The sequence below is a fragment of the Rhodococcus sp. 3258 genome, assembly GCF_031456475.1.
In the GTDB taxonomy this organism is placed as follows: Bacteria; Actinomycetota; Actinomycetes; order Mycobacteriales; family Mycobacteriaceae; genus Rhodococcoides; species Rhodococcoides fascians.
In genome coordinates, this window is sequence record NZ_JAVDUT010000007.1 from 1 (window position 1) to 20,426 (window position 20,426).

Below are 20,426 nucleotides of genomic sequence, written 5' to 3' on the forward strand. Positions count from 1 at the left end.
ACTGAACAACCGCCCCAGAAAAACCCTGGGATGGGATACTCCACTCGAGGAGTACAACAAACGACTGCTCGTTGCGACGACCACGTGAACCCGTCCGTAGCCCACTACGAAGTTCCACTCACATGGGCCGCAGGCCATCACAGCGGCAGACGTGGCCTGAGCAGGTGCGCAACCAACGCCGTCCAGCCGGTTTGGTGTGTTGCTCCGAGTCCCTCGCCGGTGTCTCCGTCGAAGTACTCGTTGAAGGTCGGGTGCTCACTCCACAGTGGATCGGAACTCGATTCGATCCGCCGACCGTCGGCAGGCCGCTTGCCGTCGACAGGACGGAACAGTCCTGCCAAGCCGTTGTCGATCAAGTCTGCGGCATCGGTGAGAGTGCGATGGTTTCCCGAGCCGGTGGGAATTTCGATGGTGAACGAGTCGCCGTAGTAGCGCCCGTAGGCGCGCAGCTTGTCCGCCAACAGCACGTTCACCGGGAACCACACCGGCCCTCGCCAATTGGAGTTGCCCCCGAACATTCCGGTCCGTGACTCCCCCGGCTCGTACTCGATGGACAGGCTTCGACCGTCGACGTCGAACGTGACCGGCTCGCGGTACGAAGCCGACAAGGAACGAATACCGAACTCCGACAAGAACTCTTCCGAGTCGAACATGCGAGAGAGGATCCGCTTGAGACGTTCGGGCTGCACGAGGGTGAGCAGAAGGCGCACCTCATTGCCTTCCCGACGCGCCAGCAGCGGTGAGACCATTTCCGGCCGACGGTGCTGAACCCACCGCAGCCGCGCCGCGAGGTCCGGGCACTCCGCCTCGACCCAGGGCGGAATTTCCGTGGCCCCGAGAATGGGAAGCAGACCGACCATGGATCGCACTCGCATCGGTACCGCGTCGCCCTCTGGTTGGACGAGGACGTCGTAGAAGAATCCGTCTTCCTCGTGCCACAGCGAAATGTGCTGCGAACCGAACGAGTTGACCGCCTTCGCGATCGAGAGGAAGTGCGAGAAGAACTTGGTCGCGACGTCGTCCCAGGCGCTGTCGTGGCGCGCGAGCTCGAGTGCGATCTTGAACATCTGCTGGCAGTAGAACGCCATCCAACTCGTGGCGTCGGACTGTTCCAGACGGAAACCGGGCGGCAGCGGAGCGGAGCGATTGAACAATCCGATGTTGTCCATACCGAGGAACCCGCCCTCGAAGATGTTCGACCCCTCCGAATCCTTGCGATTGACCCACCACGCGAAGTTGAGCAGCAACTTCGTGAACACCCGGACCAGGAACTCGCGATCCCGGTACCCGTCGATCCGATAGACGTGCCAGGCCGCCCAGGCGTGGACCGGGGGGTTGACGTCGCCGAACTCCCACTCGTAGGCCGGCAGTTGGCCGTTGGGATGCATGGCCCATTCCCTGCACATCAGGACCAACTGCTCCTTAGCGAAGTCCGGGTCCACATGTGCGAGAGGAATAGCGTGAAAGGCCAAGTCCCAGGCGGCGAACCACGGATATTCCCACTCGTCGGGCATCGAAATCACATCGGCCAGTGCGAGGTGACGCCAATGGGCGTTACGGCCCTTGGGGTCCTGACGCGAGTGCGGCGCCGGGGCTCCCACCTTGTCGCCCTCGATCCACTGCTCGACGTCGTAGCGGTAGAGCTGCTTGGTCCACAACAGCCCCGCATATGCCCGCCGCGCCACGTGTCGATCGGCATCGGTGAGGTCCGCACCGATCACTGCGCCGTAGAACTCGTCCGCCTCCGCACGACGGTCACCGGTGACCGCGTCGAATCCCGCACCGAACGTCTGCTCGTCCGGCCGATGGGGCGACAAGCGCAGTCGCACCGATTCGGTTGCACCCGAGGCGATGTCGTCGAATCTATACCAGAATGCAGCCTTCGTTCCGGTCTGCTCGGGGTTCACCGCACCCTGTTCGCCGTCGACGACATGTCGGCCGATGCCGTCCTTGGGATATGGGGAGATGTTCTCCTGCCCCCACAGGGCCTCGGCGTTGGTTTCGTTGTCGCAGAACAGGACCGCCGGCGTACCTTCGGCGCTGAGGTAGTACCGACCGAGAAAGCCGTGATCGGCGGCAACGCCCTCGAGGCCGCCGGCCAGCAGTTCCGGTCGGGTCAGCTGGGTGAGCGATCCGCCGCGATCGTCGCGCCCCCACGACCAGGTGTTGCGCAGCCACAGTTGCGGCAGCAGATCGACCGATGCCGCCTCGGGTCCGTGATTGGTGATGGAGATCGTGATGCAGATGTCGTCGGGCGACGCTTTCGCATACGTGACCTGAACGTCGAAGAACCGGTTCTCGTCCAGGATCCCGGTATCGGCCAGTTCGTATTCGCGGTCGTCTCGGCCGCGTCGGGCACTCTCCTCGCGCAGGTGCGCGTACGGATACTCCGCATGCGGGTAGCGGTAGAGCCACTGCATCCAACTGTGCGTCGGAGTGCCGTCGATCGCCCAGAAATACTCCTTGACGTCCTCGCCGTGATTTCCCTCCTCGTTGGCCAACCCGAAGAGTCGTTCCTTCAGAATCGGATCCTTGCGATTCCACAGGGCGAACGCGAAATTCAGGAAACCGAATCGATCGCAGATTCCACCGATTCCGTCCTCACCCCAGCGGTAGGCACGCTTGTGCGCCTGATCGAACGGAAACGACGCCCACGCGTTTCCGTCCTCGGAGTAGTCCTCGCGCACCGTGCCCCACTGCCGTCCCGCCAGATACGGGCCCCACTGACGCCATGGCCCGCTGACCCCTGGTGACTCCGCCAAACGGTTGTGTTCGACGGTGGACGGGGTGGGAACGCTCACGGGATTGGTGGTCACGGCACACAGTCTGGTGCTTCCCGGTCAGCGATGCACGCCGACATTGGCGGCGAGGTACCCGACTCGGCGTTGCACCGCGGCGATCTCTCGGATGCCGTCGGTGAGCAGACTGCGCTCGAGCGGTGAGAGATCGGCCATGATCAGCACATCACCGGGCCGATGGCCTGCCGTCATCTGATCGATCTGGTGTGACAGCCGCAGCCGTTGAAGCAACGCGAACACCTCGGTCAACGTGGTGACGTCCCGTTCGGAGAGCATCCCGTTGCCCGACGCGGCCGCCAGACGCGCCGGTGTCGAGGCCGAGGCCATTCCCACCGACAGTCCACCCCACCGAGCGAGATTGACGATGGGAGTCAGTGCATGGGCCTTGAGGTCGAACGTACCGCCGCGCCGCGCCAGCACGTCTCGCAGCGAACGCAGCCTGGCCCGTCCGGCGAGGGCATCTCTGAGTTGCAGTCGCAGAGCATCGGGGTTGTCCACCAGCAGTCGGCGATAGGCCTCGGGAACGGTGTTCAACTCCCGCGGGCCCCACACCACCCTGCCGTCGATCATCAGCGAGGACATGATGAGGCCGGAGTCCCCAGCCGGAGTGGAGCCTGCGGAACGACCAGAGGTTCCTGCTTTGCCACGATCGCCGAAAGGGTTGCTGAGCCAGTGGGCCGCGGCACTTTCCCATTGCCCGGCCGAGCGTGCGAATCTCGGCGAGCTCGCAACCGCACCGTTGGTGTCGGACGGCAACCCGGCACCGTCGAGGCTCGCGTGTACCCGAGCGGCCAGGCCCATCAGCACTTCGTCGCGAGTTCTCGGCACCGAGTTCGATCGTCCACGCACGTAGGGGTCGGCGGTGGTATCCGACCAAGTCAGAGCGCTGTCGACGTCCGAGGAGGGCATCGCCTCCCGTCGGGCGACGCTGCCCAGGGTGATCCAGGCGAAGTTGTGTCGCGGCACTTCGGGCCGCGCCGCCCATTCGATCTCCACGGCTCGGCGAACGAGGCTGTCGACCACGACGGACAGAATCGCGCTGACGGCCAGGGCGTCGGTCCCACCCCGGAACAGGTCCGCCACCAATCCCGGAACGAGCCTTCCTGCGTCGGCGAGTTCGGCCGATGTCGTTGCCGAGGTCACCGCGCGACGAACCACGAAGCTGCGACGCGTGGACGCGGCATGCAGATCGGAGTCCTCGACGACGCCGAGAACCTCGCCTCGGCTGGACACGACGGGCATGTGCCGCAGTCCCAGCTCGAGCATGTCCATCAGGACGGTGCCGGCCAACCGGTCCGCGGTGACCGTCTCTGTGGGCGACGTCATGACGTGCTCGACCGGGGTGTCGACGCCGATTCCCGCGGCGACCACCCGCACCCTGAGGTCACGGTCGGTGAATATTCCGTAGCGCGAACCTCGCAGCGGAACCAGGACGTACGAGCTGCCCTGTTCGGTCATGTGCCGAACTGCGTCTCGGACGGAGGTGCCGACGGAGACGAACACCGGTGGGGCCGAGAGCAGTTCGCCGACAGCGCGGCCGGCACTACCCTCGGCCGCCCCACCTCGATGCGTGCTGGCCGAGGTGACGGCGTCGGCCAGAAACGCCAGCCCGGTCGGCGTTGCGAACAGCGGTCGAATCAGCTCTCCGGGCAACCGAAGAACGGTACTCGGCTCGGTTGCGCGCGCACAGAATTCGACCGTCCCGCCGACAAGCAACGCCGAGAAACCGAAGACCCCGCCCGGACCGATGGTGTCGATCGGTAGGGCGGCGGGCGAGGTGTCGTCGGAGTGCACGATCACCACTCGACCGGTACGCACCACCCACACGGTGTCGGCCACATCGAGCTTCGATGTCGGGCCCACAACCCATGCGCCACTGGCATAGTCGAGTTCGACGGCTGCTCCGGCGATGTCGGTCAGTACCGCAGGTGACGCGCCTTGGAACGGTGGGTGCGCGCCGAGGAAGTCGGCAAGCTCCGATCTATCCGCCACGGATCAGGTCGGCGCACTTTTCCGCCATGGTCATGACCGTGATGTTGGGATTGACATACGGCAGCTTCGGCATCGCCGACGCGTCGACCACGCGCAGGTTCGAGATGCCCTTGACGCGCAACTCGGGATCGAGCACGGCCATGGTGTCGTCCACCGATCCCATCCGCGCCGTACCTGCCGGGTGATAGACCGTGTTGTGGGTCTTGTGCACATAGTCGAGCAGATCATCGTCGGTGACGGCATCGGGCCCGGGTGCGAGTTCGCGTTCGATCCAACCCGCGAGTGGACCGTCTGCGGCGATAGCGCGCGCCAGCTTCAGACCGGCGAGCATCACCGCGTCGTCGTGGCCGTCGGGGTCGGTGAAATAGCGCGGATCCACCTTTGCGCGATCGCGAAAGTCCCTGCTGCGCAACCGAACAGTTCCCCTAGAACGACCCTGGGTGACGTTGGGCGTCAAACAGAACCCGTTGTCGGTGGTCGGATAACCCCATCGGAGAGTGTTCATGTCGAACGGCACGCTGCCGTAGTGCATCATGATGTCCGGGTAGTTCAGCGACGAGTCGGTCTGCGCGAACACGCCGATCTCCCACCACTGCGAGGACGTGGTGACCATGGGCTTGCTCGCCTCCCAGAACACCAGCCCCTCGACGTGGTCGTCGAGGTTCTCTCCCACTCCCGGTGAATCGACCCGAACGGTGATTCCCATCTCCTGCAGCTGTGCCGCCGGTCCGATTCCGGAGAGCATCAACAACTTCGGAGTGTCGATGGCACCGGCGGTGACGATCACTTCGCGTCGCGCGGACACGGTGTCGTAACCGGTCAGGTCGGGGCGTTGGTACCGCACACCCGTCGCAGTCAGCGACTCGTCGATCAGGATCTCGCTGATCCAGCAGTCGGTGCGCACCTCCAGGTTCGGCCGCGAGCCGATGATCGGATGCAGGTAGGCATGGGACGTCGACATACGCGACCCGTCCTCACCCGCATTGATCTGAAACCAACCCGCGCCGTTGAGTACCGGCGTCCCGCGATTGAATGCGACTGTCGGAAGGCCTATTCCGGCGGCCGATTCGAGCACTGCCGCACCGCAGGGATCGTGCGGCGGCACGTCGCGTATCCGCACGGGTCCGTCGTGACCGCGGCCGGTGTCGTTGTTCTCCACGCGCGCAACGAAAGGAAGGATGTCCGACGCGCCCCAGCCCGTCGCGCCGGCCGCGGCCCAATCGTCGAGAGTTTCGGCCGGCGGATGAAAAGCGATGCAGGAGTTGTGCGAAGAGCAACCGCCGAGCACTTTCGCACGCGCATGCCGCATGAAGCTGTTGCCACGTTCCTGCGGCTCGACGGGGTAGTCCCAGTCGTAGCCGGAGTCGAGCAGATGCATCCACTCGACGAGTTCCAGGATCGCTTTGTCGCCGATGTCGGTGGGACCTGCCTCGACGAGGCAGACGCTCACAGAAGGATCTTCGCTCAGCCGCGCGGCCAGGACGCACCCCGCCGTGCCACCTCCTGCGACGACGTAATCGAACTGGGTGTCTGTCACTGCACGCTCCTTCTAGTTGCCCGTGGAGGCATGTGATTTCAGAGTGCCGATGTGCTTGCGCCCCTTGAGTGCGTACCACAGCAGGCCTACGCCCAGGATGCCGCCGATGTAGACGAACGCACCGAACGTGTTGTACCAGGGGGTTCCGTACACGGCCTCGCGCGGCCAGGCGAGGTTGAGCGCCATCCCGGCACCCCACACCACCGCCGCAATGTTGACCGGCAGGCCGAACTTGCCCATCGTGAAGTATCCGCCGGGTTTGAGATCCTCCGGCGGCCACTCGCCTTTGATGCGCTTGACCAACAGTGGTCCGGTGACCATCAGATACGCGAGATAGATCATGATGATCGCGATCGAGGTGAGGACCGTGAAGATCTGCGGCTGACCGATGTTGACGACGAGGATCACGATGGCCAGCACGCCGATGGTCACCGCGGGCACCACCGGGGTCTGGGTCTTGGGATTGACCTTGGCCAGACTCTCACCGAAGGGCAACGCGTTGTCTCGCGCCATGGCGAACGTGAGCCGGATCGCCGCGGTGTGTACTGCCAGTGAGCAGACGAAGACCGCAATGACGATGCAGATGAGGAAGACGGTGCCGAGCGGGCCCCACATCACCGATTCGACGATGGATTGCAGGCTGCCGTCGGGGCTGCCGAGGGAAGGATCGTTCAGGTCCGGCGCGGCCATGACGGCGAACACCAGGATGGCTCCACCGATGACGAACGACGCGAGGATGGCGCGAAAGATCGCTTTGGGGGCGGTGCGCCGAGGTTCGACGGTTTCCTCCCCGAGCGAGCTCGCGGTGTCGAATCCGTACATGACGTATCCCGACGCCAGCGACGCCACCAGGAAAGCACCGAGGTAGCCGCCGCTCTCACCGGCACCGTAGCCGTTGGTGGAGAAGAACACCTCGGGTCCTCGAGTGATGTTGGCCGCGAGCAAGATCGCGATGAGCACGGCCGCGATGAGTTCGATGAACACACCCGCACTGTTGATCATCGCCATCAGTCGAACGCCCAGCGCGTTGATCGTGGTGGTGATGGCGATCAGAATCGCACCGAGCAGCACTGCATTGGCCGCGAAGTCGGTGGCTCCCGAGCCGTCACCGATGATCTGAAATCCGCTCCAGATGCGTGGCAGATTCAGCTGCAGAGCGAGGGCAACGGCGGCCAGTGTCACGATCGATGCCGTGAGCATCAACCAGCCCGCCGACCAACCGACGATCCTGCGGCCCAACAGCTTCGCCCAGTTGTACACCGATCCCGCCACCGGATACTTCGCGGCCAACTCCATGAAGCACAGTGCCACGCAGAGCTGACCGACGAAGACCGCAGGCCACGACCACAGGTATGCCGGTCCGGCGGTGCCTAAACCGAAGTAGAACAGTTGGAAGGTACCGGTGAGAATCGAGATGTAGCTGACGCCTGCGGCGAAGCTGGCGAATTTGCCGAGACTTCGATCGAGCGATTCCTTGTAACCGAAATCGTCCATTCCGCTCGAATTGTCGTTCAGTATTGCCATGCCTGTGGCCTTTCCCATCGTGCTCTATCGGGTACCGAACCACCCCGCCGCGGTAGGAGAGGTGTTGTGCCAAATATGCTTCGCTTCTTGATATTCGGACATACCGGACGGTCCGAGTTCGCGGCCGTTCCCGGACTGCTTGAAGCCGCCCCATTCCGCGGCCGCCGTGTAGACACCGAAGTCGTTGAGCCACACCGTTCCATGACGAAGCCCACGCACCATTCTTTCGCCTCGCGCGGCGTCGGACGTCCGAACACCCGCGGCGAGACCGTAATTCGTATCGTTACCCAGTAGAAGCGCCTCGGCCTCGGTGTCGAATCGCTCCACAGTGAGTATGGGCCCGAACGTCTCGTCTTGCACGATATTCATCGACCGATCGCAGTGATCGAAGATGGTGGGCAGGAAATAGCTACCTTTGCTCAAGGACGGATCGTCCGGCTTGGTACCTCCTATGACCAAGGTGGCCCCCTCCTCGATACCCGTCGCCACGAAGCTTTCGATCTTCTCGCGCTGCGCCTGCGACACCAGCGGTCCGGTCTCGCTGGCCGGGTCCATACCCGGCCCCATCACGATGGTCTGCGCACGCTCTGCCACGGCGGCCACGAACCGGTCGGCCACCGATTCCTCGATGATCAGTCGGGTACCGGCCGAACACACCTGACCGGAATGCAGAAACACTCCGGTCAGTACGTTGTCGACCGAATCGGCGAACGACTGCTCGTCGGCCACCGCGTCGGCGAAGACGATGTGTGGATTCTTTCCCCCGAGTTCCACCGCCACCTTCGTGACGTTCTCCGCGGCCGCGGCGAGAATGTGCCTGCCGGTGGCGAGTCCGCCGGTGAAGGAGATGAAGTCGACGTCGCGGTTCCTGGTGAGCGCATCTCCGAGCGTCGCGCCGCTGCCCTGCAGCAGGTTGACCACACCGGCAGGCACTCCCGCTTCTTCCACGAGCTTGGTGAACGCGATGGTACTCAGTGGCGTCACCTCGCTGGGTTTGAGCACCATGGTGCACCCAGCAGCCAAGGCGGGGGCGATTTTCCACGAGATCTGCAACAGCGGGTAGTTCCAGGGTGCGATCATCACGCAGACACCGATGGGCTCGTGCACCACTCGGCTCAGAATTTCCGGACGGTCGACGTCGATCAGTCGATCTGCCTGCACCACAGCGAGATCGGCATAGAAGCGGAACACCGACGTGACGTCGTCGATATCGATTTCACTCTCGCCGAACGTCTTTCCGGTATCGAGGGTCTCGATGTGCGCCAACTTCGCCTTGTCCCGTTGGAGCAAGTCTGCGATGCGATTGAGCAGATCACTGCGCTCACCCACCGTCACCCTGCGCCACGGCCCATCGTCGAACGCAGCCCGAGCCGCGGCAACGGCAGCCAGGGCATCGTCGGGTGTCGCCTCGTCGACGACGGCCACCACACTGCCGTTGGACGGATCGACGATGTCGCGGGTCCCTCCGTCACCGGCTCCCTGCCATTGCCCGTCGATGAACAACGACGGCCGCAGTGAGCTCGGGTCGAATCCTGCATCGGAGTCGGTCACTCGACACCTTCTTCCGTGTGGGGGCCTGTTGGTGTGTCTACGGTATGCCTCAGCGGCCGGTGACTCCATCGATCTGTTCGCGGATGATGTCCGCGTGCCCGTTGTACCGCGCATATTCACTGATCATGTGCACGTAGACCATCCTCAATGACATCGGCCCGCCGCGACAGTCGACCGGATCCTCGAACGAGTATTGGGCAGCGACCACGTCCGAGGCCTCGCACTCGGCAGCGAATCGCGCGAAGTCCGACTCTGCACTCGATGCCGTCGCGCCCAGGAAGTCGGAATCCTTACCCAACGCAGCGTCGTACATCGGGTCGAACGACATCGACGCCAATCGCTCTCGAAACCAGATGCGTTCGACCTTCGCGAGGTGCCGGACGAGTCCGAGGAGGGAGAGCGTCGAGTGCGAGAAGGGGCGTTGCGCAAGCTGTTCGGCATCGGCACCGGCACAGATGTTCGACAACGTGGCTCGATGCCAACGCAGCATTCCTTCGAGAATGGGTCTGTCGTCACCGACGAGCGGACCGTCGACGGGATCGGGCGTGGGCGCGGTGAAGCTCATACTGCGATTGTCGAGCACGAAGTGGCTCCTGCCGAACGACCCGCCCGAAACAGAGTGCGAAGCCCCAGCAACAACCCATTCGGACAATTCACACTACGGTGGGATTCATGACAATCGAAGATGTGGGCGGCAGGCGAACGGTGACGGCGGATGAGCTTCTTCTGTTGGTGGGTGATCATCTCCTCATCGAGAAGGGTGTCGCGACCGGGTTCATCGAAAGCGCTGGGCAGGTTGCCGAGAACGTGGCGGTGACGGTCACCGATGGCGTCGACGGAACCACCACGACCGAGCGAGTTTTCCTTCCCGACGCCGAGGTGACCATCGAACCAGCCGACCGCGGACGCGCTCCGGTCACGATGTGACGATCGAGTTCAGCCGACACCGAAGTACATTCCTGTAACTCGAGCAACTCGGATCACACCAGCCACACTGGCACCGAACTGAGCTAGGGTGACGAAAACCCGTCATCGTTCAGGAGGGCAGCCGACAATGCGATCCGGCCGACAACAACCGTCGATTCGCGTTGCCGTGGTCTCCTGTGTCGCCGTGTTCGGGCTCGCCATGGGATCCAGTTCGGCGACGGCCGAGCCCGCTGCGCCGATCTCGACCCCAACGATTGCCGACGCAGTACGTTCGGCCGACGCGCAGCAGTACAACGATGCGCAGAATGCTCTGGTCAAGGGTCGCTACGAGGCCGGTTTCGCCGCACTGGACGCGGTTGCCACCGCCGCACCGAACGATGCCAATGTCGCAGCACTGCAGACGTTCTACGCCAACGCAACCGATGATGCCGACGCGCGAGCGCAGCACTCGGCCCGCCTGCGCGCCCTGTCTCCCCCGCTTGCCGATGCGGTGGATCGGGCTATCGAAGTCATCGACGAGGCGGCGACGGAGGCGATCGACTTCGCGCCTGCGACCGATGGCGTGAGGACGGCAATCGTGGTGCTCGGCCTGGGCCTGAACGACGACGGCAGTATGGCACCGGAATTGGTGCAGCGCTTGAAATCCGCTGCCGCGGTCGCCGAGCGTTCCCCCGAATCACCCATCATCGTCACCGGTGGAAATCCGCAGCGCGGCGTCACCGAAGCCGAAGCGATGAAGAAGTGGCTGATCGACAACGAGATTGCGGCCGACCGCATTCACGCCGAGTCCACTGCGAATTCGACGGTGCAGAATGCGCAGCGCGCCACCCCACTGGCTACTGAGATCGGTGCTGTGAATCTGGTGCTCGCAACAACTCCCAGCCATCTTCGGCGAGCGATCTCCGACTTCGAGATCGCTGGCGCCGACGTGATCGGTGCCGCCACATCCACCCCCGACGATCTTCCGGCCCTGCCCGCGCTCGCTCCGAGAGCACGGTTGGGCATGACCGTCGACGCCACCAAGATCATCGGGATACCGCGCACCTACTGACGCATCCACCCGCGCAGCACAGACGCCGCCCCGGCGTCGAACATCACCCGACGATCCTCGTCGTCGGCCATCCCGGGTATCGACAACTCGAGCGACACCAGACCGTGCACGATCGCCCAGAACGAGTGGCTGATCACGTCCACCGACGCGCCGCTCATCGCGCCTGCCTCGACGGCGCTCGCCACCGCCGCCCGAAGCGGATCCATCGCGGCGGCCGCGAGGTGTGCCTGATCGGATACGTCGACCGAACCGAGCACTCCGCCGAACATCACTGCGTAGAGGTGTGGGTTGGCCATGGCCCAGCGGCGGTACGCAAATGCCAGTTCGCGCAGGTCGACCTCGGATTCCCCGGTGACAGGAACGCTGCGTTGCGCGTCACCGAAACTCGAGAACGACGCGCCGAACAGAGCCACCAGCAGCTCCGCTCGACCGCCGAACAGCGAGTAGATGGCCGTGGTCGAGGTGCCCTGCGCGGCCGCGAGTTTACGCAACGACAACGAGTCGACGCCATGGCGCGCAACGGTTTCCGCTGCGGCTTCGAGTAGCCGGGTGCGCAGTTCGGCATCGTGAATTCTGGGTCTCGCCACTTGCGAAATCTATCACAACAGTGTTTTATAACAGTGTCACGCCATGCGCTCGGCCCCGAAACGAACAGACGGGAACACGTCATGCAATCCATCATCGACGGCCGCACCACGGTCGAATCCGACCGCGACACCGTCACGGTCTTCCTCATCGGAATGCGCATCAACAATCCCCTTGCCGTTCGCTCCTGGCTTCCCGCCGCGCGCGCGATGCCGCGGATGCTCAGCCACCTCGAGCAGGATCCCACCTCCGGACTGCTCGGCTACCACTCGTGGTTGGGCCGCACCACCATGCTCGTCAGTTACTGGCGCAACGCGGAAGACCTGACGCGATTCGCCTCCGATCCCGACGCACCACATGCCCCCGCATGGCGTGCCTTCAACCGATCGGTCGCTGCGACCGGCCATGTCGGCGTATGGCACGAAACCTATACCGCGACAGCCCAGGACAGTGAAGCGATCTACGTCAACATGCCGACATTCGGCCTCGCGGGAGCCATCGGTGGAATCCCCGTGGGCACCGGCTCGCACACGTGGAAGCAGCGAATGAAGTCCGCTAAGTAGGCCTGTACGAGCTAGAGGAAGTTCCCGGCCCGCGCGGCGATATCGAGAACGGGCTGAGGAAAGACTCCCAGTGCCACGGTGACGATCACCGACACCCCGATCGCACAGGCCACCGGCGCGGTAGGACGCACCACCGTGGCGGTCCGTTCGCTGGGTTCGGTGAAGAACATCAGCACGATCACGCGCACGTAGAAGAATGCTGCAATCGCACTGCACACCACTCCGACCGCGACCAGTGCGGCTCCCCCCGCACCCGAGGCTGCGCTGAACACCGCGAACTTACCGATGAACCCACTGGTGAGCGGGATCCCGGCGAACGAAAGCAGGAACAAGCCGAACACAGCGGCGACGAGCGGCGAGCGGCGACCGATACCCGCCCATCGCTCCAGGTCGCTCACCTCACCGCGTTCGTCTCGGGCCAGACCGATGACGGCGAATCCACCCAGCGTGCTGAAGGCATAGGCAAGCAGGTAGAACATCGTGGCCGACACCCCCGAATCACGTACATCACCCGAACTACCCAGCGCAGTCACTCCGGTGAGGATGAACCCGGTGTGCGCCACGGACGAGTAGGCCAGCATCCGTTTGACGTCGGTCTGCGTCACCGCGACAACCGAACCGAGCACCATCGTCGCGATGGCGATCACCCACAACATCGGACGCCAACTCGACTCGAGACCGGGCAGCGCCATTCCGAAGATTCGCAGAATCGCACCGAAGGCCGCCACCTTGGTCACGGTGGCCATCAGCGCCGTCACCGGAGTGGGGGCACCCTGGTAGACGTCGGGAATCCACGAATGGAAAGGCACGGCGCCGACTTTGAACAGCAGACCCACCGCAAGCAAGGCGGTTCCGATCAGTGCGAGTGATCTGCCCTGACCGTCTGCCGTGATGGCGTCGGCGATGCCGTCCAATCGGACCGTCCCGGCGTAGCCGTAGAGGAACGCGACTCCGAACAGGAAGAACGCAGACGAGAACGCGCCCAGCAGAAAGTATTTGAGGGCTGCTTCCTGAGAGAGCAGTCGTCGTCGTCTCGCCAGACCGCACAGCAGATACAGCGGCAGCGACAGCACTTCCAACGCCACGAACATCGTCAGCAGATCCGTGGACGCCGGAAAGAGCAGCATGCCGCCGATCGCGAACATCGCCAGTGGAAAGACCTCGGTCTGGGCGACGCCTGCATCGATGGCCTGCTTCTCTGCCACGCTGCCCGGCGTGGTCGAGGCCTGCGGAGTGAACGAGTCGATGCGGCGCTCGGCCCCAGCCCCGGTGACGGCGACGGTGCGCTCCGCCAACAGTGCGATGGCCGGAATTGCCACGAGCACAATGGTTCCCTGCAGGAACAGAGTCGGTCCGTCGATCGCGACGGCCCCGTTCATCGCGGCTGCCTCGGTGCCGGCCAGGCCGAGCACTGCCGCGAGGGCGCCGACCAGCCCTGCCAGAGCGAGACCCACGTGGGTTGCGCGACGAGCACGTAGCGGTACGAACGCCTCGACGAGAACCCCGAGAACCGCGACACCGAAGACGATCAACATGGGCGACAGCAGACCGTACTGCACTTCGGGAGTGGTCATCGTTGACCTCCTGCACTGTCGACGATCGTGGATTGCACTGCCGGAGTGATGATGTCGAGTGCCGGTTTCGGGTACACCCCGAACACGATCAGCAGCGCGAGCAACGGGACCACCACCAACGCCTCACGGGGAACGAGATCGGAGATCTTGTCGCTGCCCTCTCGGACGGGCCCCGTCATCACCCGTTGGTAGAGCCAGAGAATGTAGATCGCCGACAGCACGAGCGCACCGGTGGCCACGATTGCGGCGACGCCGTAGCGACCGAATGTGCCGATCAGCACCAAGAATTCGCTGATGAACGGGGCAAGACCGGGTAGCGAGAGCGTGGCCAGACCAGAGACCAGAAACGTTCCGGCGAGCACCGGCGCGACCTTCTGGACGCCGCCGTAGTCGGCGATCGCGCGTGAACCACGACGGGACACGAGAAAGCCTGCGATCAAGAACAATGCGGCGGTGGAGATTCCATGGTTGACCATGTATAGCGTGGCACCGGCCTGACTCTGACCGGTCATCGCGAAGATGCCGAGGATGATGAACCCGAAGTGCGAAATCGAGGTGTAGGCAATGAGTCTCATCATGTCGGTCTGACCGATCGCCAGTATCGCGCCGTACACGATTCCGATCACCGCGAGCGTGATGATCCACGGGGCGAACGTCTGCGACGAACCGGGAAACAGCTCGAGGCAGAAGCGCAGCATGGCGAAGGTGCCGACCTTGTCCACCACCGACATCATCAGCACTGCAGTCGCCGGGGTGGACTGCACTGCAGCGTCGGGTAGCCACGTGTGAAACGGCCACAGCGGTGCCTTGATCGCGAACGCGAACATGAAGCCGAGGAACAGCGCGTTCAGAACCATCGGATCCACACCGAGTCCCCCCGATGACGCCGCATCCGCGATCGCGCGTAAATCGAACGTCCCGCCGTCGAACGGGCCGTCGGGCCTGGCCGTGACGACGTACAACCCGATGACGGCAGCCAGCATCACCAGGCCACCGAACAGGTTGTACAGCAGGAACTTCACCGCGGCACGCGTGCGCTCGGTACCACCGAAACCACCGATGAGGAAGTACATCGGAATCAACATCGCCTCGAAGAAGATGTAGAACAGCAATACGTCCAACGCGAGGAACGAGACGAGCACCATGGACTCGACCACCAGGATCAACGCCATGTAGGTGTGCGAGACCCGGCGCGATCCGTAGTTCGCCACACGGCTGCCGTCGTGCCAGCCCGCGACGAGGAGCAATGGGGTCAGAACGGTGGTGAGCAACACCAGCACGAGGCCTATTCCGTCGAGGCCGAGCGTGTAGCGCGCACCGAATGCCGCTATCCACGAATGGTCTTCGAGGAACTGGTAGCGATCGCCACCGGAGTCGAATGCCACGGCGAGTACCACCGACACCGCGAGTGTGCCGGCGGCGAAGCCCACGGCGACGCTGCGTGCGATCGTCGGTCGATCGGCCGGGACCAGGGCGACGACAATCGCGCCGAGAATCGGCAGAACCCACAGGACGGTCAGCCAGGGGAACGTCACAGGACCACCACCATCAGCACGACGAGAACTGCCCCCGCGAACATCGCCAACGCATAGGACCGTACGAATCCGGTCTGCAGCCGCCTCGATCGAGTGGACACTCCGCCGATCGATCTCCCCACCCCGTCCACGACCGCGTCGATACCCGCCTTGTCGGCGAATACCATTGTGTTCGTGAGCTTTTGACCGGGCCGCATGAATGCTGCCTCGTTGAAGGCGTCGCCGTACAGGTCAGCGCGTGCGGCTCTGGTCAGCACCGATACGTCCTCGGGTGGAGTCGGGGGAACGTCACGAGCGATGTACTTCTGGTACGCGACGCCTGCACCCACGAGTACCACCGCCAGAACTGCGACCGTCACGACCCAGGCAGGTATCGCGTGTTCTTCGTGCGCCGATCCCACCACCGGTTCCAGCCACGTCTCGAGGCGTCCACCCACCGCAAGGAAGGCACCCGATGCCACCGAGCCGACGGCCAACAGAATCATGGGGGCTGTCATCGTCGCCGACGCTTCGTGCGGATGTGCGTGCGCCGCCCAGCGTTTCGGGCCGAAGAACGTCATCAGCATCACCCGAGTCATGTAGAAGGCCGTCAAGCCCGCACCGAGCAACGTGACGCAGCCCAGCACCACACCTGCCGCTCCCCCGGCCGCGAACGCAATCTCGATGATCGGATCCTTGGCGAAGAAACCGGAGAACGGCGGAACTCCGATGATGGCGAGGTAGCCGAGACCGAACGTGACGAACGTGATCGGCATCGCGGCACGGAGCCCGCCGAACCGTCGCATGTCGGTCTCGTCGTTCATCGCGTGCATCACCGAGCCGGCCCCCAGGAACAGGCCTGCCTTGAAGAATCCGTGCGACAGCAGCAGCACGATGGCGAAGGCATAACCGGACGGGCCGAGTCCGGCCGCGAGCACCATGTACCCGATCTGACTCATCGTCGAGGCGGCGAGCGCCTTCTTGATGTCGTCTTTCGCACAACCGATGACGGCACCGAACAGCAACGTCACCGCGCCGACCGTGACGGTCGCCGCCCGCGCCACCGGCGAGGCCTCGAACACCGGTCCGGATCGGACGATGAGATACACCCCGGCGGTGACCATCGTCGCCGCGTGGATGAGTGCGGAGACCGGCGTCGGGCCCTCCATCGCGTCGCCGAGCCACGACTGCAGCGGCACCTGGGCCGACTTTCCGCAGGCCGCCAGCAGCAACATCAGTGCCATGGCGGTCGCCACCGAATCACCCGCGTTCCCGATTCCCGCGAACACCACGTCGTACTGCACAGACCCGAAGTTCACGAACATGATCATCAGGGCGATGGCCAAGCCGATATCGCCGACGCGGTTGACCACGAACGCTTTTCGAGCAGCCGTCGCTGCCGATGGCTTGTGTTGCCAGAATCCGATGAGCAAGTACGACGCCAGACCGACACCCTCCCACCCCAGATAGAGGCCGAGGAAATTGTCTGCCAGCACCAGCAGCAGCATGGCTGCGAGAAACAGATTGAGGTACGCGAAGAAGCGTCGCCGCTCCGGGTCATGGCTCATGTACCCGATCGAGTACACGTGAATGAGTGATCCGACCCCGGTGATCAACAGGACGAAACAGATCGAGAGTTGATCGGCACGGATGCCGAAATCGACCTGCAATTCGTCGACGGGCACCCAGCGGAACAGCGTGTGAGTGAGTGTTCTGTCCGACTCGTCCCGTCCGAGCATCGACGAGAACACCAGCGCCGCAACGACGAACGAGGACACCGCGGCGGCCGTCGCGAGAAGGTGGCCCCACGAGTTGCAGCGCCGGCCACCGAGCAGAAGGACGGCCGCACCGAACGCCGGCAGAGCCGGGAGAAGCCACAGGATCGACATCGCTTCTGCTCCCCCGTCAGTTCTTCATCAGATTGTTCTCGTCCATCGAGATCGAGCGACGAGAACGGAAGATGGCCATGATGATCGCCAGGCCCACCACCACCTCGGCTGCAGCGACCACCATGGTGAAGAACGCGAACAACTGGCCGTCGAGATTGCCGTGCATGCGAGAGAACGTGACGAACGCGAGATTGACTGCGTTGAGCATCAATTCGATGCACATGAACACGATGATGGCGTTGCGCCTGACGATGACTCCCGCCGCGCCGATCGTGAACAGCAGAACCGACAGGTAGAGGTAGTTCTCTGGATTCATCGCACGTCACCCCCGTCCACCTTGTACTCGATGCCTCGATCGGCGAACAGTGCGTTGACGGACGAGTCCGACTCGCTTCCGTCCGGGAGCAGAGCCCGTCGATCGACGCCGTTGTGACGAGCGAACACACCGGGGCTCGGCAGCGGCGTCACCCTGGAGCCGTCACGGAACCGGTCCTGCGACATCTCACGCTGACCCTTCACCGGTCCCAGAGCCTCCCGGTGCGCCAGAATCATCGCCCCGATGGTGGCCGTGATCAACAGCGCGCCGGTCAGCTCGAACGCCCAGACGTACTCGACGAAGATCAGTTCGGCCAGGCCTTCTACGTTTCCGGTGGAGTTGGCCGCGTCGAGTCCGGCGAAATCGAGTCGCCCGGCGCGGGCCGAGTCGCGCAGCAGCACCCCGATGATCAACAGCCCGAAGCCGATTCCGATGACGACGGCCGCGATACGGTGCCCGCGCAGTGTCTCGGTCAACGACTCCGAGGTGTCGACCCCGACGAGCATCAGGACGAACAGAAACAGCATCATGACCGCGCCGGTGTAGACGACGATCTGCACGACACCGAGAAACAGGGCCCCTTGGGCCATGTAGAAGGTAGCGAGAACGACCATGGTGGCCGCGAGGAACAGTGCCGAGTAGACGGCCTTCGTGCTCATCACCACACCCAGTGCACCGATGACCGCAACGACACCGAGGGTCCAGAACTGCACGGCCTCGCCGGTGGAGGTTGCCTCGAGCGCGAGCTGAACGGTGGCAGTCATCGAACCGGCCCTCGATCGGTGTCGGCCTCGCTCTCGGCACCGGTGACGGCACCGCGGTAGTAGTCCTCTGCCGAACACCCCGGTGCCATCGCGTGCGGCGGCGGCACCATGTCCGGCTCCAGCGGTGCCAGCAGCGAATCCTTCTCGTAGATCAGGTCGGCTCTGTTGTCACCGGCCAGTTCGTATTCGTTGGTCATCGTCAGAGCCCGTGTGGGACAGGCCTCCACACACAGTCCGCAGCCGATGCACCGAAGATAGTTGATCTGGTAGACCCCGCCGTATCGCTCGCCCGGCGAGAATCGCTCGGTCTCGGTGTTGTCGGCACCTTCGACATAGATCGCGTCGGCCGGGCAGGCCCACGCACAGAGTTCGCAACCGATGCACTTCTCGAGCCCGTCGGCGTACCTGTTGAGCTGATGGCGGCCGTGATAACGCACCTCGGTCGGCTTCTTCTCCTCCGGATACAGCTCGGTTTCGGGCTTTTTGAACATGGTGGCGAAGGTGACACCGAAACCTGCTATAGGACCGAGGAATTCAGGCATCGGCGTTCTCCTTCTGGGACGCGGCCACGGTGGACCGTGCGCCGGCGTGCCGGCTCGCGATGTTCGTGCCCTGCTTCGGAATGGGAGGTACGGGAAACCCGCCCGCCGCAGCGTCGAACGGTGCGACGGGTGCAGCAGGCGGCAGGTTTCGTGTGCGCGCGCGGCGGCGCAGTAGGAGCAGCAGCGAACCCAGGACGGCGACTGCAAAGATCGTCGACACCACGAACGTGACCAGAGGTACGTCGTATCGCCCGGCCCCCAGTACCCGCACCGTCGCGATCACCATTACCCAGATCAGAGCGACGGGAATGAGGATCTTCCAGCCGAAGTTCATGAACTGGTCGTAACGCAACCGCGGCAACGTCGACCGCAACCAGATGAAGACGAACAGGAACACCCACACCTTGGCGACGAACCACAGCACCGGCCACCACCCGGAATTGGCACCGCTCCACAGACTCAACGGAATCGGAGCCCGCCAGCCACCCAGGAACAACGTGGTCGCGAGCGCCGACACCGTGACCATGTTGATGTACTCGGCAAGCATGAACATCGCGAAACGCAAGGAGGAATATTCGGTGTGGAACCCGCCCACCAACTCCCCCTCGGCCTCGGGCAAGTCGAACGGCGCGCGGTTGGTTTCACCCACCATCGCCGTCACGTACACCAGAAACGACGGCAACAACAGGAACACGTACCAGGTGTTCTGTTGCGCACCAACGATTCCGGACGTCGACATGGTGCCCGCGTACAGAAACACCGCAGCGAACGAAAGCCCCATCGCAACCTCGTAGGAAATGACCTGAGCCGTCGAACGTAGTGCACCCAGCAACGGATACGTCGAACTCGACGCCCAACCGGCCAGGACGATCCCGTACACACCCACCGAGGTGACCGCGAGGATGTACAGAACCCCCACCGGCAGGTCGGTCATCTGAAGCGGAGTCGTAGTGCCGAACACCGACACCTCGGGACCGAACGGAATCACCGCGAAGGCCATGAAGGCAGGGACCACCGAAATGATCGGAGCCAGAATGTAAATCGGCTTGTCGACGCCGGTCGGAGTGATTCCCTCTTTCAGAGCGAGCTTGATCCCGTCCATCAGAGACTGCAACAGTCCCCACGGACCCACCCGATTGGGCCCGACGCGCATCTGCATCCACGCCATGATCTTGCGCTCGGCATAGATGGCCACGAGCGGTGTGAGCACAAGAAAAACGAAGACCGCCAGGGCCTTGCCGACCACCAGCCACCACGGGTCGGTGCCGAACATCGACAGATCGGTCGGCGCTGCGACAA

Annotated in this window: 17 protein-coding genes; 3 read left to right on the plus strand and 14 right to left on the minus strand. The window is 63.7% G+C overall.

Going from position 1 to position 20,426, the window contains the following annotated elements:
* Positions 1–137: 137 nt before the first annotated feature.
* Genes J2X62_RS19840 through J2X62_RS19865 form a run of 6 tightly spaced genes read right to left on the minus strand, consistent with a single transcriptional unit; the run spans position 138 to position 9,967 of the window.
* Entirely contained in the window at positions 138–2,816 is a 2,679-nt protein-coding gene (locus J2X62_RS19840) for an MGH1-like glycoside hydrolase domain-containing protein (RefSeq protein WP_310182793.1), read from the minus strand.
* Positions 2,817–2,840: 24 nt separating this feature from the next.
* Positions 2,841–4,790 (minus strand): putative nucleotidyltransferase substrate binding domain-containing protein, encoded by a 1,950-nt coding sequence (locus tag J2X62_RS19845; protein ID WP_045841811.1) that lies wholly within the window; start codon positions 4,788–4,790, stop codon positions 2,841–2,843.
* On the minus strand, positions 4,780–6,327 hold the full coding sequence (locus J2X62_RS19850; RefSeq protein ID WP_045841812.1) for a GMC family oxidoreductase: 1,548 nt from the start codon (positions 6,325–6,327) through the stop codon (positions 4,780–4,782). The genes J2X62_RS19845 and J2X62_RS19850 overlap by 11 nt, the downstream gene beginning before the upstream one ends.
* Before the next feature lie 12 nt (positions 6,328–6,339).
* Complete coding sequence (locus J2X62_RS19855; protein ID WP_310182797.1) at positions 6,340–7,851, minus strand: amino acid permease; 1,512 nt, start codon at positions 7,849–7,851, stop codon at positions 6,340–6,342.
* A 24-nt stretch (positions 7,852–7,875) separates the two neighbouring features.
* A complete protein-coding gene (locus J2X62_RS19860) occupies positions 7,876–9,402 on the minus strand; it encodes an aldehyde dehydrogenase family protein (RefSeq protein ID WP_045841814.1) in 1,527 nt (508 codons plus the stop codon).
* Between the two features lie 49 nt (positions 9,403–9,451).
* Positions 9,452–9,967 carry a DinB family protein gene (locus J2X62_RS19865; protein WP_310182802.1) on the minus strand — a complete coding sequence of 172 codons (516 nt, stop codon included), beginning with the start codon at positions 9,965–9,967 and terminating at the stop codon, positions 9,452–9,454.
* Between the two features lie 107 nt (positions 9,968–10,074).
* Between J2X62_RS19865 and J2X62_RS19870 the strand changes: the two genes are divergently transcribed.
* Complete coding sequence (locus J2X62_RS19870) at positions 10,075–10,329, plus strand: hypothetical protein (RefSeq protein ID WP_032400632.1); 255 nt, start codon at positions 10,075–10,077, stop codon at positions 10,327–10,329.
* Between the two features lie 127 nt (positions 10,330–10,456).
* Positions 10,457–11,380: a YdcF family protein gene (locus J2X62_RS19875; protein WP_310182806.1), complete on the plus strand. Its 924-nt coding sequence runs from the start codon at positions 10,457–10,459 to the stop codon at positions 11,378–11,380.
* Here the strand turns inward: J2X62_RS19875 and J2X62_RS19880 are convergent.
* Complete coding sequence (locus tag J2X62_RS19880; RefSeq protein WP_310182809.1) at positions 11,374–11,967, minus strand: TetR/AcrR family transcriptional regulator; 594 nt, start codon at positions 11,965–11,967, stop codon at positions 11,374–11,376. The genes J2X62_RS19875 and J2X62_RS19880 overlap by 7 nt on opposite strands.
* Positions 11,968–12,048: 81 nt before the next feature.
* Between J2X62_RS19880 and J2X62_RS19885 the strand changes: the two genes are divergently transcribed.
* A complete protein-coding gene (locus J2X62_RS19885; RefSeq protein WP_032370831.1) occupies positions 12,049–12,528 on the plus strand; it encodes a DUF4188 domain-containing protein in 480 nt (159 codons plus the stop codon).
* An 11-nt stretch (positions 12,529–12,539) separates the two neighbouring features.
* Here the strand turns inward: J2X62_RS19885 and nuoN are convergent, their stop codons facing one another.
* Genes nuoN through nuoH form a run of 7 tightly spaced genes read right to left on the minus strand, consistent with a single transcriptional unit; the run spans position 12,540 to position 20,400 of the window.
* On the minus strand, positions 12,540–14,102 hold the full coding sequence (gene nuoN / locus J2X62_RS19890; protein ID WP_310182812.1) for an NADH-quinone oxidoreductase subunit NuoN: 1,563 nt from the start codon (positions 14,100–14,102) through the stop codon (positions 12,540–12,542).
* A complete protein-coding gene (locus J2X62_RS19895; protein WP_310182814.1) occupies positions 14,099–15,637 on the minus strand; it encodes an NADH-quinone oxidoreductase subunit M in 1,539 nt (512 codons plus the stop codon). Before J2X62_RS19895 ends, nuoN begins: the two co-directional genes overlap by 4 nt.
* A complete protein-coding gene (gene nuoL / locus J2X62_RS19900; RefSeq protein ID WP_310182817.1) occupies positions 15,634–17,505 on the minus strand; it encodes an NADH-quinone oxidoreductase subunit L in 1,872 nt (623 codons plus the stop codon). Before nuoL ends, J2X62_RS19895 begins: the two co-directional genes overlap by 4 nt.
* Before the next feature lie 16 nt (positions 17,506–17,521).
* The gene (nuoK, locus tag J2X62_RS19905) at positions 17,522–17,821 is read right to left on the minus strand and encodes an NADH-quinone oxidoreductase subunit NuoK (protein ID WP_032383367.1); all 300 of its coding nucleotides are present in this window, start codon (positions 17,819–17,821) and stop codon (positions 17,522–17,524) included.
* The gene (locus J2X62_RS19910; protein ID WP_032400594.1) at positions 17,818–18,585 is read right to left on the minus strand and encodes an NADH-quinone oxidoreductase subunit J; all 768 of its coding nucleotides are present in this window, start codon (positions 18,583–18,585) and stop codon (positions 17,818–17,820) included. Before J2X62_RS19910 ends, nuoK begins: the two co-directional genes overlap by 4 nt.
* A complete protein-coding gene (nuoI, locus tag J2X62_RS19915; protein WP_032372587.1) occupies positions 18,582–19,127 on the minus strand; it encodes an NADH-quinone oxidoreductase subunit NuoI in 546 nt (181 codons plus the stop codon). Before nuoI ends, J2X62_RS19910 begins: the two co-directional genes overlap by 4 nt.
* Complete coding sequence (nuoH, locus tag J2X62_RS19920; RefSeq protein ID WP_032391636.1) at positions 19,120–20,400, minus strand: NADH-quinone oxidoreductase subunit NuoH; 1,281 nt, start codon at positions 20,398–20,400, stop codon at positions 19,120–19,122. Before nuoH ends, nuoI begins: the two co-directional genes overlap by 8 nt.
* Positions 20,401–20,426 lie beyond the last annotated feature (26 nt).